General features: G+C 53.1%; 13 protein-coding genes. 6 read left to right on the top strand and 7 right to left on the bottom strand.

The annotated features are described in order from the left end of the window. Nucleotides 1-3: 3 nt before the first annotated feature. Nucleotides 4-528 (bottom strand): glycine cleavage system transcriptional repressor, encoded by a 525-nt coding sequence (locus G461_RS0116665; protein ID WP_026972690.1) that lies wholly within the window; start codon nucleotides 526-528, stop codon nucleotides 4-6. 386 nt (nucleotides 529-914) lie between these two features. Here G461_RS0116665 and G461_RS0116660 point away from each other — a divergent pair, with 386 nt between their 5' ends. The 5 genes from G461_RS0116660 (at nucleotide 915) to aceA (ending at nucleotide 8717) form a co-directional block, all read left to right on the top strand. Further along, on the top strand, nucleotides 915-3083 hold the full coding sequence (locus tag G461_RS0116660; protein ID WP_425393851.1) for an ABC transporter permease subunit: 2169 nt from the start codon (nucleotides 915-917) through the stop codon (nucleotides 3081-3083). A gap of 17 nt (nucleotides 3084-3100) precedes the next feature. Beyond that, the gene (pstA, locus tag G461_RS0116655) at nucleotides 3101-4756 is read left to right on the top strand and encodes a phosphate ABC transporter permease PstA (protein ID WP_026972688.1); all 1656 of its coding nucleotides are present in this window, start codon (nucleotides 3101-3103) and stop codon (nucleotides 4754-4756) included. 24 nt (nucleotides 4757-4780) lie between these two features. Continuing rightward, the gene (pstB, locus tag G461_RS0116650) at nucleotides 4781-5599 is read left to right on the top strand and encodes a phosphate ABC transporter ATP-binding protein PstB (RefSeq protein WP_026972687.1); all 819 of its coding nucleotides are present in this window, start codon (nucleotides 4781-4783) and stop codon (nucleotides 5597-5599) included. Nucleotides 5600-5615: 16 nt separating this feature from the next. Continuing rightward, nucleotides 5616-6317 (top strand): phosphate signaling complex protein PhoU, encoded by a 702-nt coding sequence (phoU, locus tag G461_RS0116645; RefSeq protein ID WP_026972686.1) that lies wholly within the window; start codon nucleotides 5616-5618, stop codon nucleotides 6315-6317. 1092 nt (nucleotides 6318-7409) lie between these two features. After that, the gene (gene aceA, locus G461_RS0116635) at nucleotides 7410-8717 is read left to right on the top strand and encodes an isocitrate lyase (protein WP_026972685.1); all 1308 of its coding nucleotides are present in this window, start codon (nucleotides 7410-7412) and stop codon (nucleotides 8715-8717) included. A gap of 62 nt (nucleotides 8718-8779) precedes the next feature. Here aceA and G461_RS24530 read toward each other — a convergent pair whose 3' ends face one another. The 5 genes from G461_RS24530 to G461_RS0116610 form a co-directional block, all read right to left on the bottom strand. Beyond that, the gene (locus G461_RS24530; protein WP_051333628.1) at nucleotides 8780-9358 is read right to left on the bottom strand and encodes an acyl carrier protein phosphodiesterase; all 579 of its coding nucleotides are present in this window, start codon (nucleotides 9356-9358) and stop codon (nucleotides 8780-8782) included. Between the two features lie 39 nt (nucleotides 9359-9397). Next, nucleotides 9398-10303 (bottom strand): DMT family transporter, encoded by a 906-nt coding sequence (locus G461_RS0116625; protein ID WP_026958113.1) that lies wholly within the window; start codon nucleotides 10301-10303, stop codon nucleotides 9398-9400. A gap of 395 nt (nucleotides 10304-10698) precedes the next feature. Beyond that, nucleotides 10699-11136: a CBS domain-containing protein gene (locus G461_RS0116620; RefSeq protein WP_026972684.1), complete on the bottom strand. Its 438-nt coding sequence runs from the start codon at nucleotides 11134-11136 to the stop codon at nucleotides 10699-10701. Nucleotides 11137-11286: 150 nt separating this feature from the next. Beyond that, complete coding sequence (locus G461_RS0116615; protein WP_026972683.1) at nucleotides 11287-12585, bottom strand: anti-phage deoxyguanosine triphosphatase; 1299 nt, start codon at nucleotides 12583-12585, stop codon at nucleotides 11287-11289. 11 nt (nucleotides 12586-12596) lie between these two features. Next, nucleotides 12597-13820: a pyridoxal phosphate-dependent aminotransferase gene (locus tag G461_RS0116610; protein ID WP_026972682.1), complete on the bottom strand. Its 1224-nt coding sequence runs from the start codon at nucleotides 13818-13820 to the stop codon at nucleotides 12597-12599. 140 nt (nucleotides 13821-13960) lie between these two features. On the opposite strand from G461_RS0116610, the gene G461_RS0116605 reads away from it, so the two are divergent. Beyond that, entirely contained in the window at nucleotides 13961-14881 is a 921-nt protein-coding gene (locus G461_RS0116605) for a LysR family transcriptional regulator (protein ID WP_026972681.1), read from the top strand. Nucleotides 14882-14911: 30 nt separating this feature from the next. On the opposite strand, the gene G461_RS0116600 is transcribed toward G461_RS0116605, so the two are convergent. After that, complete coding sequence (locus G461_RS0116600; RefSeq protein WP_026958108.1) at nucleotides 14912-15262, bottom strand: DUF3802 family protein; 351 nt, start codon at nucleotides 15260-15262, stop codon at nucleotides 14912-14914. Nucleotides 15263-15321 lie beyond the last annotated feature (59 nt).

Raw genomic sequence — 15321 nt, 5'->3', positions numbered from 1 at the left:
CCTTTAACTGGTAGTTTCTTGCTGAGACGAGCTAAAATCGACCATCAAATCATCAGCCAGCGCTTCGAGGCGCTCAGTGAGTTGGTCGATACTGTTCTCATCTAATTCGGGCAGGGTGAGAGTGGCGTGGAACAGTTGGCCGCCCCAGTTGGGGGCCGGTGCAACGCCCGATTGGATCTTGTTGATGCTAATACCCATCGACAGCAATGCTTGAGTCACTTCTTGAATGATGCCAGCGCGGTCGTTGGCGGTAATATTGAGGATGCACGGCTTACCTTCATCAGCGATGACCTCTTCGCTGGCTTCGACCACTTGCACATACAGATCGGCGAGTTGACTAAGTTGCTCGCGTAGGGCGTCGACCTTGGCGGCTGGAACGGCAACTTCAACCATGCCTGCGAACTGGCCGGACAGGCGCTGCAGGCTGCTCGCCGACCAGTTCCCTTGATGCTGACTGACCAAGCTGGCAACCTGTTCCACGATGCCACAGCGATCCTTGCCGATTACAGTTAACACGAGATGTTTCATGGTGACTCCTTTGTCTGATGCTGCGTCATGCTTTAGTGATATGCAGAGCTTCTAACCTTGCCATTATTAACCAACGACATATTATGCCACGTAACAACAGTCTAAACTGTTGTTACTTGATGATTTTTGACGTTCCACTAAAGGGTTAATTTTACAGTAACAAATATGACTTATTTGTGAAAACCGCCAGAGATTATCCTTGATTTGAGTGGTTTTTTTGCTCGCTTAGATTGATGGGTGACTTAATAGTCCAAAGTTGCGGCGAAAGCAGCCATCTGAAACATTACTGTCATAAAACTGCCATATACTTCCGGCGATACAATTTAGATTTCGAGGGACCTATGACGCAATCAGTGTCATTTAAAAGTAGCGGCCAGCGATTACTTATGGACAAGTTAGCCCGCTACGGCGTTAGTGCCGGTGGCGTACTTGTGCTTATCGCGCTTCTGCTTATCTTTTTCTACTTGCTTTGGGTGGTTGCACCGGTGTTTTACGGTGCCAGCGTCAAGCATAAGCAATCTATACCGTTAGTCGACAATCATGCGACCGTGATGATCGGGGTCGAAGAACAAAACGAAATCGCTTACCGCTTTAATATGGGTGGTGAACTGCGTTTCTTCGATCTCACCGAAGAGCAACGTTTCTTCCCCGCACACCAACTGCCGATCCGGGTGACAGCTGCTGACCGCACGGTGCCTAGCCGCGGCATGGCCGCCTACGCGGATAGCTTCGGTCGGGTCTATGTAATGGCGCCTAAGTTTAAGGTGACCTACCCCAACGACCAGCGTCTAATCACTCCCACGGTGGAGTATCCGTTTGGTGAAGAAGGGGTGATGGTCGACCCTGAGGGCAAAGGCATTCGCCAACTGGCTTTTGAAGCCGGAGAGGGCGAGATGGCGGTAGCGGTGATTACTACCGACGGCCGCGCGCTGCTGACTCGCCTTGAAGGTGAGGTGAACATGTTCACCGATGAGGTTGAGTGGAGCTCAGACAACGCGGTGATCCCAGGCTTGCCTGCCTTTGTCGACCAGATGCTGATTACACCTGATCTGCGCCGTTTGTTTGTGCGCAGTGGCAACCGTTTGTCGACCTACGATATCTCATCGATTGGCCGTATCCGCCTGATGTCGGTGGATTCTATCAACTACCAAGACGCCAACGTCACCGATGTGGCGCTGCTCACCGGTGCCAGCTCGCTGATTGTGGCTAACGATAACGGCAAGATCACCCAGTGGTTTGAAGTGGCCAAAGACGGCAAGCGTCAGTTCACCCAGATCCGCGAGTTCGATGCCGAATCCAGCGTCAACGAGATTGCGGTTGAGTACTTCCGTAAGGGCTTTGCCGTTGCCACCGACGATGGCTACATGGAGCTATTCCATACCACCGGTGGCAGCCGTTTGCTCAAAGAGAAGGTTGATGAGGGCAATACCTACACCTTGGCGTTTTCGCCGCGTGCCAATGGTCTGATTGCTCAAACCGGTAACTCACTGGAGTTCTACAAGGTAAGTAACGAGCACCCTGAAGTAACTTGGAGCGCGTTATGGCAAAAGGTTTGGTATGAAGGCTACCCAGAGCCCCAGTTTGTTTGGCAATCCACCTCCGCCAGCGATGAGTTCGAGCCAAAACTTAGCTTGGTACCCATATCCTTCGGTACCGTAAAAGCCGCCTTCTACGCGATGCTGTTTGCCGTACCGATTGCCCTGGCAGGTGCTGTCTACACCGCGTACTTTATGTCTGCGCCACTGCGTAAGATTGTGAAGCCGACGGTAGAGATTATGGAAGCCCTGCCAACGGTTATTTTGGGCTTCTTGGCTGGTCTGTGGCTGGCGCCGCTGATTGAGGACAACCTGCCTGGCGTTATCGCCACTATGATATTGCTGCCTACCGGCTTTATTGCCGCGGCCTATGGCTGGAGCAAGATGCCGAAGGCGATCCGTCAAAGCGTGCCAGAAGGCTGGGACGTGATGCTGCTGATCCCAGTGGTACTGTTCCTTGGTTGGTTCTCGTTTGCTATCAGCCCAACGCTGGAGCTGTGGATGTTTGGCGGCGATGCCCGTCTGTTCATCACCAACGAGCTAGGCATTAGCTTTGACCAACGTAACTCCTTGGTGGTGGGCTTGGCGATGGGCTTTGCGGTGATTCCGACCATCTACTCGATTGCCGAAGATGCGGTGTTCTCAGTGCCTAAGCACCTGAGTAACGGCTCTCTGGCATTGGGTGCAACCCCATGGCAAACCCTGACTAAAGTGGTACTGCTGACAGCCAGCCCGGGTATCTTCTCGGCGGTCATGATGGGGCTTGGTCGTGCGGTGGGTGAAACCATGATCGTATTGATGGCCACCGGTAATACCCCAGTAATGGATTGGAGTATCTTCCAGGGTATGCGCACACTCTCGGCCAACATTGCGGTTGAGATGCCTGAATCTGAAGTGGGTAGTTCGCACTACCGGGTGTTGTTCTTGGCGGCGTTTGTGCTGTTTGTCTTCACCTTTGTATTCAATACGGTGGCTGAGTTCGTTCGTCAGCGACTACGCGAAAAATACAGCTCACTGTAAAGAGGTCGGAATAAACAATGAACAAATGGTTTAAATCAGGCGCGCCGTGGATCTGGATGACCGCAGGCGCAGTGAGCATGAGTTTGGTGGCGGTAATCGGCCTGCTATTGTTGATCGCCTCTCGCGGCTTAGTCTATTTCTGGCCCAGCCCAGTCTACGAGCTGACCGTTGAGCAGTTTGGCGAGCGAGGAACAATTATTGGTGAGCGCTATGATCGCGAGCTGGTTCCCACCGAACGTTTAACCGCACAAGGTATCGATATTCCCGAAGAGCAGGGCGATTTTGTTGAGCGCTTCCTGTTCAAGACCGGGAACCGTGAGTTTGTGCCACTGGATTTCCGTTGGATCTTGGAAACCGACATCGTTGAAAGCGTTCAACCGAAAAACATTGTGGTGGTAGAACGCCTGACCAACGGTAACTTCTACGGCTATGTAGAGGCCTTGGTGCGCGATGGCGAAACCATCCCACTGGCCGCTGATCCCGAACACGACAAACTGTATGAGCTGCTAGCGCGCTCGCGCGGGCTGTACGACCAATCAGAGCGACTGCTTAAGCGCGATATTGGTGGCGTGAACTACCAGCTAGAGCGCCTGCGTTTGCGCGAGCGCAAATGGGAGATGAACGATAACCTGACTGACGTGCGCGTTGCTGAGTTAGAAGAGCGCCGCGAACAGCTGCATGCCGACTACTTGGTGTTAGAAGAAGAGCTGTTCGATCTGCGTCGTCAGGCCGGTCGCGACCAACTGATTATCCGCGATATGCGCGGCGAGTCAGTGACCATTGGCTTCGACAAGGTTGTTGATGTGTTCTTCCCCAACGAGATGCATTTAGGGCAGAAGATCGCACATTGGTTCCACCAACTCAGTAAGTTCATCGTGGATGACCCACGCGAAGCCAACACCGAAGGTGGGGTATTCCCGGCGATCTTCGGTACTGTGTTTATGGTGATGCTGATGGCAGTTATCGTGACCCCGCTGGGTGTGGTTGCCGCTATCTACCTGCACGAATATGCCGGCAACAATGCAGCGACCCGGATGATCCGTATTGCGGTGATCAACCTCGCGGGTGTCCCCTCGATTGTTTACGGTGTGTTCGGCTTGGGCTTCTTCGTGTACATGCTCGGTGGCAGCATCGATGCGCTGTTCTACCCCGAGAGCCTGCCATCGCCAACCTTTGGCTCGCCCGGCGTGTTGTGGTCGGCATTGACACTGGCGATTCTGACCCTACCGGTGGTGATTGTTTCTACCGAAGAGGGCTTGTCACGTATCCCAAGCGCGGTGCGTCAGGGCTCGTTGGCACTGGGTGCCACCAAGTTTGAAACCCTGTGGCGAATCGTTATCCCGATGGCCAGCCCGGCGATTATGACCGGCCTGATCCTGGCTGTGGCACGCGCCGCTGGTGAGGTAGCGCCGCTGATGCTGGTAGGTGTCGTGAAACTGGCACCGACTCTGCCACTGGATGGAAACTTCCCGTATTTCCACCTGGAGCGTAAGTTTATGCACTTGGGCTTCCATATTTACGACGTTGGTTTCCAAAGCCCCAACGTTGAAGCAGCGCGACCACTGGTGTACGCCACTGCATTTTTATTGGTCACAGTGATTATCGGTTTGAACCTGGCGGCGATTTCGATTCGAAACCGTCTGCGTGAAAAGTTCAAAACTCTGGATCAATAAGTTAGCCAAATTTAAGGAAAAAACATGATTACTCTGAACACTGATAACAATCGTGAGACTGTGCTGGATTTGGCCAACTTAAGTGCCGAGCAAACCGCGCTGGAAGTAAAAAACCTCGACCTGTACTACGGCAGCAAACAAGCGCTGTTCGATGTTTCGATGAAGGTGCCAAAAGGTCAGGTAACCGCATTTATTGGTCCCTCGGGCTGTGGTAAGTCGACCTTGCTGCGTTGTATCAACCGGATGAACGACCTGGTGGATATCTGCCGTATCGACGGCGAGATCCAGCTACACGGTCAAAATATCTATGACAAGAGCGTGGATGTAGCGGCGTTGCGTCGCAACGTGGGCATGGTGTTCCAACGCCCTAATCCCTTCCCGAAATCCATCTACGAGAACGTGGTGTACGGCCTGCGTCTGCAAGGCATTAAAGACCGCCGCGTGCTTGACGAAGCGGTAGAGCGCTCACTGCGCGGTGCCGCGCTGTGGGATGAGGTAAAAGATCGTTTGCACGAGAATGCCTTTGGCCTCTCAGGCGGTCAGCAGCAGCGTTTGGTAATTGCCCGCGCCATCGCCATCGAACCAGAAGTGCTATTGCTCGATGAGCCTACGTCGGCGCTGGACCCGATCTCAACCCTTACTATTGAAGAGCTGATTAACGACCTCAAGAGCCGTTATACTGTAGTGATTGTTACCCACAACATGCAGCAGGCAGCGCGGGTGTCGGATCAAACAGCCTTTATGTACATGGGTAACCTGATTGAGTACGCCGACACCAATACCCTGTTTACGACGCCGTCGGAAAAGCAAACTGAAGACTATATTACTGGCCGCTACGGTTAAGCCTTAAGGAAGATTCATGGACAAGTTAAATATTTCCAAGCACATCTCTGGTCAATTCAATGCTGAGCTGGACCACGTGCGTAATCAAATTATGGCGATGGGCGGCCTGGTTGAAGAGCAGCTCAAAGATGCCATTCACTTGCTCAGCAAGGCCGATCACGACCTTATCGAAAAGGTTATCGAGACTGACGGTAAGGTGAACGGCTTTGAGGTGCAAATTGACGAAGAGTGCACCCGCATCATCGCTAAGCGCCAACCTGCGGCGAGCGATCTGCGTGTAGTGATGGCGATTATCAAAACCATCGCCGACTTAGAGCGTATCGGTGATGCAGCTGAGAAGATTGCCCGTATGGTGCAGCGCCAGAACGATAAGCATAACAGCTCTCTGGCAAGCCTTGAGCACTTGGGGCTGCGTGCAACCGCTATGTTGCGAGAGGTACTGGATGCCTTTGCCCGTATGGACGTAGATCTTGCATTTAAGGTGCACCGCGCCGACAAGAAAGTGGACAAAGAGTATGAGCGCTTTATTCGCGAGCAGATGACCTACATGATGGAAGACCCGCGCTCCATCCCGCAGATCCTCGACGCGATTTCGGTAGCGCGCGACTTGGAGCGAGTGGGTGACCGCTGTCAGAATATCGCAGAGTATGTGATTTACTTTGTTCGCGGTAAAGACGTTCGCCACCTCGGCCGCGACGAGATCAAAGAGCTGCTGTAAGGGCTGGGCACAGCCCTAAGCTGCTGCAAATGATAGGGAGGCTTCGGCCTCCTTTTTTGTTGCTTATGATAAGAGCTGACTACGCGCTTCGATTTTCGCTATGGCTTTCTACCTTCTACCTTCTACCTTCTACCTTCTACCTTCTACCTTCTACCTTCTTGGCCTCACTGCTCGCCACACTGCTTATTGTTTGCTGCTTAATTCGGTGAGTTCTTCCAGCTAGCGTATTCATTTTGCTGATAAGGGATGCCCCAAACCGGAAGCAAGCTGTGAGTTAAGTCACGCTAGTTGTGCGTCTCGGTTCGGTGAATGCGCCAACTACTGAGCGACAATTTTAAAAAGTGTGAAGTTGCGCAGGGCCAACCAACTCGGACCAGTTTTGCCGTTATTTAACAAGTCATCCTCAGATTAATTCGACTGTAGATTTAATCTCGCCATTCCTGCCACATGCTCTTACTTAATGGAGTTCCTCAGCAAGAAAATATTACTCGTCAATTCAGAGGGTTAAATACGCCCGCAGAGCATTTACAGGCGTTCAGTCTGAGCTGGTTACATTAACGTTAAGGTTAAGTCGATTTCCAGTCAGCGGAATTTTGTAGAAAAAATGAAAATAAATTACAGAAAATTAATTACGGAATGAGTTTGGAAGAAGCTGAGATCCTATCCATCACTTCGAATTAGTAGAGTAAATATACTATTTTATATTTTGCATATTTCGCTGTGACTGTTATAAAAAACAGCATCTTGAAGAAAAACATAAAACGAGCGTTTGAATTTTTCTAAAGGTTTCCTGAGAAGGAAGAACAAAAAAACAACAGCTAAGATAGCAATAAGGTTTTTGTACCCCTGCTTACACTTACAAAATAATTTCAAAGCAGGTGCTGACCAAAGCAAGAGCCGGTTCACTGGCTACATGGCCCAAGGGGATGGTCTCTCCTCTGTACCCTGACCACCCCGGCTGGCCTTTCAAGCGCAGCCATAAGGCGCGCTACTTACTCTACAAGGCTGCGGTTAACGCCGTGGGTAATTAAAGCGGCTTAGGACAGCAGAGTTTTGCTGACCGAAGCCACACCAGAATACGAGGGATGGAACATGACAGTATCAAGAGAGCAACAAATTGCTGAGTTGGAAAAAGATTGGGCAGAGAACCCACGTTGGAAAGGCGTAAAACGTCCATATTCTGCTGAAGAAGTCGTTAAGCTGCGCGGCTCCGTCGTTCCCGAAAACACCGTTGCTCGTCGTGGCGCGGAGAAACTCTGGTCGCTGGTCAATGGCCAAGCGAAGAAGGGCTATGTTAACTGTTTGGGCGCGCTGACCGGCGGTCAAGCAGTGCAACAAGCTAAAGCGGGTATCGAAGCCATCTACCTCTCAGGCTGGCAGGTCGCCGCCGATAACAACAGTGCGTCAAGCATGTACCCTGATCAAAGCCTCTACCCGGTGGACTCGGTACCGAAGGTGGTTGAGCGTATCAACAACTCCTTCCAACGTGCTGATCAGATCCAGTGGGCAAATGGTCTGTCACCTGCCAATGGCGGCATTGACTACTACCTACCCATCGTGGCTGATGCTGAAGCAGGGTTTGGCGGGGTGCTGAACGCGTTCGAGCTGATGAAGTCGATGATTAAAGCGGGCGCCGCCGGTGTGCACTTTGAAGATCAGCTCGCGTCAGTGAAAAAATGCGGTCATATGGGCGGTAAGGTACTAGTACCGACTCAGGAAGCCGTACAAAAGCTGATTGCAGCCCGCTTCGCTGCTGACGTTGCCGATGTGCCTACCTTGGTAATCGCCCGTACCGACGCCAACGCAGCTGACTTGTTGACCTCTGACGTTGACCCTTATGACGCAGAGTTCATCACTGGCGAGCGCACCTCGGAAGGCTTCTACCGCGTGACACCTGGCATTGACCAAGCGATAAGCCGCGGTCTGGCTTATGCAGAGTATGCTGACCTGATCTGGTGTGAAACCGCCACCCCGTGTTTGGAAGAGGCACGTAAATTCGCTGATGCCATTCACGCTAAGTTCCCGAATCAGCTGCTGGCCTACAACTGCTCGCCATCGTTCAACTGGCGTAAAAACCTTGATGATGAAACCATCGCCCGCTTCCAGCAGGCATTGAGCGATATGGGCTACAAGTACCAGTTCATCACCTTGGCCGGTATTCACAACATGTGGTACAACATGTTCGACTTGGCGCACAACTACGCCCAAGGCGAAGGCATGCGCCACTATGTTGAGATGGTCCAAGAGAAGGAGTTTGCCGCGGCAGAGCGTGGTTACACCTTTGTGGCTCACCAACAAGAAGTGGGCACCGGCTACTTCGACCAAGTCACCAATGTGATTCAAGGCGGCGAGTCTTCAGTGACGGCGCTGACCGGCTCCACCGAAGAAGAGCAGTTCTGATAAGCTTAATCGGCTCGTAGCGGAGTAAAGAAAAGGCAGCCCTAGTGGCTGCCTTTGTCGTGTTACTCGTCATCGAGATATTGTCGACAATCTTCCAGCAACAGGGGGTAGTGATGGGTGAAAAAACTCTCAATCTGCGTATGCTGGTCGACGAGAGCTTGGTACATACCCGCGGCATCAAAGCCTCTGCGCATCCGACTGCTGACGCCGCGCAGTACCGACTCCATATTGGCTTGGATCCGGTAGTAGCCGAGCCAATCACCTTCCACTAGGGCATCTCGCACATATAGGGCTCGCCCTTCAAGTGTCGCGCTGGCTAGCTGCGCGTAGCTTTCGTCGATAAAGGCGTTGAGCGCTTGAGGATGAAAACGTGGCCAGTGGGTGCACAGCAGATAATCGAGGTAGATATCGAGTGCGATGGTGCTAAAGCGCCTAAGCGATGCAGGAAAAAGCTGCGGCAGTTGGGCGTCGAGGTAGCGCTGGTCAATCCAGCTATCTACATGGCGGTGTAAGCGGACTCCCTGCGCGAGTTCCGTGGGTAGTTGCTGCCAGGCCCGGCCTTTCACAAAATCTCCCATAAACGCCCCCACCAAGGAGGTGTGGGTATGGGCGGCGATATGCAGGTGGGCGAGGTAGTTCATAATGGATAGCTCTGCCGGTTGGCACTCGGTTTAGCGCTGCTAGCGTTTGCTCGCGCGCATCTTGGTACTAAGTGTGCTGCCAAAAAGGTTAGCCATAGCCCCCAAAACAATCAACGCTCCGCCCGCATAGGTGCTGGCGGCTGGCGCTTCGGCAAACAACACAATGCCCAATACAATCGAGAACACGATCTGGATGTAGCCAAAGGCAGTTGCCTTGGCGGCCGTTAAGGTTTGCATCGCCTTGGTCAGACCGATCTGCCCGATTTGGGTGAAGATACCTACCATGATCAGCAGTACCACCTGCGACAGCGTTGGCAGCGTGGCGTCTTTACCCATCAGTAGTAGCGATACCGGCAAGGCCACCAGCGGAAAGTAGAAGATAATCACCGAGGCATCCTCTCGATTACTTAACTGGCGCACAATCACATAGGCCACCGCGCTACCAAAGGCGCCTAGTACCGCAAGTCCAACCCCAAGTAGGGGGAGCTCGCTGACGTAATCACTGGATAGCGATGGGCCCACCATCACATACAAACCTGCCAGCGAGAACGCTACGCAAAGCAGGGTGGAGAGATGCACCCGTTCTTTAAGAAACAGCAGCGCGAGCAAAGCGGTAAACACCGGGTGGAGGTATTGCAAGATGGTGGCTTCCGCCAGCGGCAGCACGGTTACCGCGTAATACACGCAGATCAACGCTAAAGTGCCGACCGCACCACGGGCAAACAGTAGCAGGTGGTTGTGACCAAACACCGAGATACGTTTGCGCCGCACATCGGCATAACTGAGAACCAGTGATACCAGTGCACGCGCGGCGACGATCTCAAACACCGGGATGCCTTGGCTGCTAAGTAGCTTGACGCAGGCCGCCATCAGCGCGAAACCTAAGGAAGAGAGCAGCATAAATTGAGCGCCGCGTGGGATAATCTGCTGGATTAACTGATACATAGTACTGTGGAAAACTAGGCTTACTGCGAATGGGGCGACGTTAGCACAGCGCCGACATCAATGACAGGCTGTAATCTCGATCGACAGGGTTAAATTTCAGGCAAAAAAAATCCAACCAAAACGGCTGGATTAAAAAGACATAAGGAATGACTAATACATGCTGTCACAAAGGGCAAGTACAGCAAGGGCGATTAGCGAACCCTGAAAAATCGGTTACAGTGCAATGTCACCATTGATTCTACGGCTGTAAGTCTAATGTGATGTCAGTCACATATCAAGCGTTAATTGTTATAAATTTACACGAGAGTGGAGAAAAAAGCGGCTTTACGCTGCTTTTTTAGCTAACAGCTGATCCAATAATTACAGGATCTATTGTGTGCGTTTACGCAATTTAGCTAGAGGGGTTCTTGTTCGCGCATCAACTCCAGCAAGGTGATAGCCACGCCAACAAAGTCAGTATCGGTGATGATCCCCACCAGCTGTTGGTCCTCAAGTACCGGCAGGCAGCCAATCTTATGCTCTTCCAGATAGCGAGCAGCGTCTTCCACTGAGGCTTGCGGAGAGACAGTGTAGACCTTCTCCACCATCAGCTGACGAAGGTCGATACTGAGCTCTTGCTCGGTGCGTTGTTCATGGGAGATCTTAGTCTGGCTCGATTCCTGAGCCGCGAGTAGATTGCGCTCAGAGACGATGCCGAGCAGTTGACCCTGCTCGTCGGTAACCGGCAGGTGACGAAAACCGTGGCTACGCAGCAACTGCCTCGCCTCGGCGAGTGAGCTGTCGGGGCGGGCGGTATGGGGATTACTGGTCATAATATCCGCAACGGTAATCATAGAAGGTCCCTCACAAGCAACGGTTACACTTTAACTGTAGAAGGCGTTACGGATTACAACTTGATACTTATCAAAGCCTAACAATAAATCGCAGACTAAGCGGGGAAGTGTGCAGGACTTCACATGCTGATTCGACGCGCAGTAAAAGCCCTAGAACATCTTCTGATAGAGTCGCTGGGCGTAGTCGTCGGTCATACCGGCGATGTAGTCACTGATTACGCGTGATTGGCAGTTGCTCTCGGCGGCGATTTTCCAACGGCTGCGAGTGTTCAGTGGCAGCAGCCGCTCGGGGTCGCTGGCGAATGCCTGATAGAGCTCCATCACAATCTGTTGGCCTTTAAAGCGCACAATCTCTATCTGTGGGGTTTGGATGACGTAGTTCAGGACAAAGCGCTTGAGGATATCCAGCGCTTGTGCCATAGGTGGGGCCAGGCGGGCTTGCCAGTCGAGTAGCGGCTCATCAAAGCAGCCTTGTCGCTCCAGGCCGATGGCGGTGATAAAGGCGTTCACCAGACAGCCGATGGCTTCCTTTTGCTCATAGTGATGGTCACTAAACAGTAGCTCCCCCAGTGAGGCAATCTCTTCGGCCAGCCAACAGTCTTCAATCTTACTCATCGGCTCGGCAACCATTAACTGCCAGTCGCTTTGGTGGACGATCCCTAGCACTACCGCGTCTTCTAAATCGTGTACGCCGTAGGCGATATCATCGGCCAGCTCCATGATTGAGCAATCTAAGGATTTGAATCGGCTACGGCGGTGCTGGCCGGTTTGGCGTAGCTCGTGAGAGGTAAACAGCGCGCGATCAGACTCTGACAAAGGGGCGAGTATCCATTGATAGACGGCGAGGTCATCATCGTAGATGCCCTTGGCGGGGCTCCATTCACCGACTTTAAGCTGGCGGAAGTTCACGGCCGGCTTCGGCTTGGGCTCACGCTCCAGCTCACTGATAAGGCAGGGATACTTCATGACCCCCAGTAAACTGCGGCGACACAGGTTCATGCCAAAGTTGCGGGTGTAGGGCTCCAGCTTGGTGAGAATACGCAAGGTTTGCGCATTGCCCTCAAAGCCGCCATGCTCGCGCATCATGTAGTTGAGTGCGACTTCGCCGCCGTGGCCGAACGGCGGGTGGCCAATGTCGTGGGCCAGGCACAGTGCTTCGATTAGGTTCTGGCTGGGCAGAAGTGGCTGCTGGTCGGGTTGGCTGGCGCGCAGCTGGGAGACGATGCCGGTGCCAATCTGTGCCACTTCCAAAGAATGGGTCAGGCGGGTGCGGTAAAAGTCGTTATCACCGACCCCCAATACCTGAGTCTTGTTTTGCAAGCGGCGGAAGGCCGCTGAGTGGAGGACCCGCGCTCGGTCGCGTTGCCAGGGGCTACGTAGGTCCCTATGGCGTTTGTGCTGTTCTTCGCTGTAGCGCGCTGCGCCGGGTTGTCCACTCAGTGCTTCCATGCATGTCTCCGCTAGTTACTGCCTTGGCGATATCCTTCGAGGAAGGTGCCAATTCGGGTGATGGCGTCGGTCAACTCCTGCTCGCGTGGCAGGAACACAATACGGAAGTGATCGGGCTTGTGCCAGTTAAAGCCGGTGCCTTGCACCACCAAGATCTTCTCTTGCTGCAGCAGATCGAGGGCAAACTGCTGGTCGTCTTGGATATTGAATTTCTTCACATCCAGCTTGGGGAACAGGTACATCGCGCCACGCGGCTTCACGCAGCTCACCCCGGGGATGTCATTGAGTAGCTGCCAAGCCTTAAGGCGCTGCTCGTGGAGGCGACCGCCGGGAACGATCAGCTCGTTGATGCTTTGATAGCCACCTAGCGCGGTTTGAATGGCATGCTGCACTGGCACGTTGGCACACAGGCGCATTGAGGCCAGCATATCGAGGCCGTCTATGTAGTCGCTGGCGCGATGCTTGGGTCCTGATACCACCATCCAGCCGGAGCGGAAGCCACATACCCGGTAGGCTTTGGACAGGCCGTTAAAGGTAACTGTGAGTACGTCATCCGACAGCGTCGATAGCGGGATGTGCTGCGCCTCGTCGTAGATTACCTTGGAGTAGATCTCATCGGCAAACAGAATCAGGTTGTGCTGACGGGCCAGCTCAACCAGCTCCAGCAAAATCTCTCGGCTATATACTGAACCGGTGGGGTTGTTCGGGTTGATGATCACCAAGCCCTTGGTTCTAGGGGTGATCTTACTGCGAATATCTTCAATATCCGGGAACCAGTCGCTTTGCTCATCACACACGTAGTGAACCGGCTTGCCGCCGGCCAGGGTGGCTGCGGCGGTCCACAGTGGATAATCTGGTGAGGGGATCAGCATCTCGTCGCCGTTATTAAGCAGTGCCTGCATCGCCATCACGATCAGCTCGCTCACGCCATTACCCAAATAGATATCATCCAGCGTTACGCTGCGCAGGCCATGCAACTGGTAGTGGTGCATGACCGCTTTGCGGGCGGAGAACAGGCCCTTGGAGTCGCAGTAGCCTTGGGCGGTTGGCAAGTTATGGATTACGTCTACCAAGATCTCATCCGGCGCTTCAAAGCCGAATGGGGCGGGGTTGCCGATATTGAGTTTGAGTACCCGGTGGCCTTCTTCTTCGAGGCGGCGGGCTTGCTTGAGCACCGGCCCCCGAATGTCGTAGCAGACATTGTCTAGCTTGTGAGATTTTTCAATATGTTGCATGTTGTTATTTGATCCTTAGTTATTGCACTATTAAGCGCTGTTTTAGGATTTCATGCAAGCCGCACAAGCGCTTGCAGCGTTTTTTCTTGGTGCTTGGTCGATATGCTAGAGCGCCTAGTGTCACAAGGGGTTGAGTCAGGATGCTCGAACTTAAACATCTACATAGTGTGCGCGCCTTGCGCGAGGGGGGCTCGCTTAGCGAAGCGGCTCAGCGCCTGTGCATGACTCAATCTGCTTTATCTCATCAAATCAAAGAGTTGGAAAGTCGTGTCGGGGCAAAGCTGTTTGTCCGTAAGACCAAGCCGCTGCGCTTTACCATGGCGGGGTTACGCGTGTTGGAGTTGGCTGATTCAGTACTGGCACAGGTGCAGCAAACTGAGGCTGAGTTGCGCCGCCTGGTGGGCGGTGAGGCCGGGCGGCTTTATCTGGCGCTGGAGTGTCACAGTTGCTTCAACTGGTTGATGCCCGCCATCGACCAATACCGCGCGCTGTGGCCCGACGTGGAGCTGGACTTTAGCTCTGGCTTTAGCTTCGAGCCTCTACCCGAGCTGCAGGCCGGCGAGTTAGATCTGGTGATTACCTCAACCTGCGATCAGCTCGAGGGCATCCAGTACCAGCCGTTGTTTAGCTATATGCCGATGTTGGCGTTAGCGCCGGACCATTCTCTAGCCGATAAACCGGTGATTGAGCCGGCCGATTTAGCCAACGAAACGCTGATTTCTTACCCTGTAGACAGTGAGCGGCTGGATGTCTTTCAGCTGTTCTTAGGCCCAGCCGGGATTAAGCCTAAGGCGATCCGCCATGTGGATATGACATTGGTCATGATGCAGTTGGTAGCCAGTGGACGCGGGGTGGCAGTGCTGCCCAACTGGGCGTTGGTGGACTATCAGGCCAAGGGCTACGTGGCGGTTAAACCGCTGGGCGAGCAGGAGTTGTGGCAGGGGCTATATGCAGCGGTGCGTAGCGATGATGCCGAGAGTCCCTACATTGGGGCGTTCTTGCAAATCGCCAAAGACAGTTGTTTTAACCTGCTACAAGGGATCCGGCCGCTCAGCGAGTGAGCGGGGGCCATTTTGACTACGCGGGGAAGCTCAGATAGGGTCGAGGGCGATAAGCTCGTTGTCGAACATGTTCTTGATAAGGCCGACAAACTCATCGATAAACTGCTGCTGTTGCTGGGTAGGGCTCTTCATCCAAACGCTGGATAGCACTTGTTCCAAATCATTCACGATGGCGTCGATCTCGCGGATAACGATAAAGCGGTGATCGCTCTCGAGGTGTTCGTGTTGACGGCATACCAGCATCACGCTCTCTGAGAGTTTCTCAGAAACGTAGTCACACACCGTCAACGGATTTTGATGCGGCTGAGTCTTTTCAAATATGGCCAGGTTGTCTGCTAAAAAGTTAATTAAGTCTACGTAGCCATCGCTGTCAGTGACCATTTAAGGCACTCCCTTATCATTATAATGCTATCAATCAATACTTTAGCTGATATTTAGCA

Source organism: Aliagarivorans marinus DSM 23064 (assembly GCF_000429485.1).
GTDB classification, from domain to species: Bacteria; Pseudomonadota; Gammaproteobacteria; order Enterobacterales; family Celerinatantimonadaceae; genus Aliagarivorans; species Aliagarivorans marinus.
The sequence above is the reverse complement of the archived record's forward strand: the minus strand, read 5'-3'. Positions and strand labels throughout refer to the sequence as shown.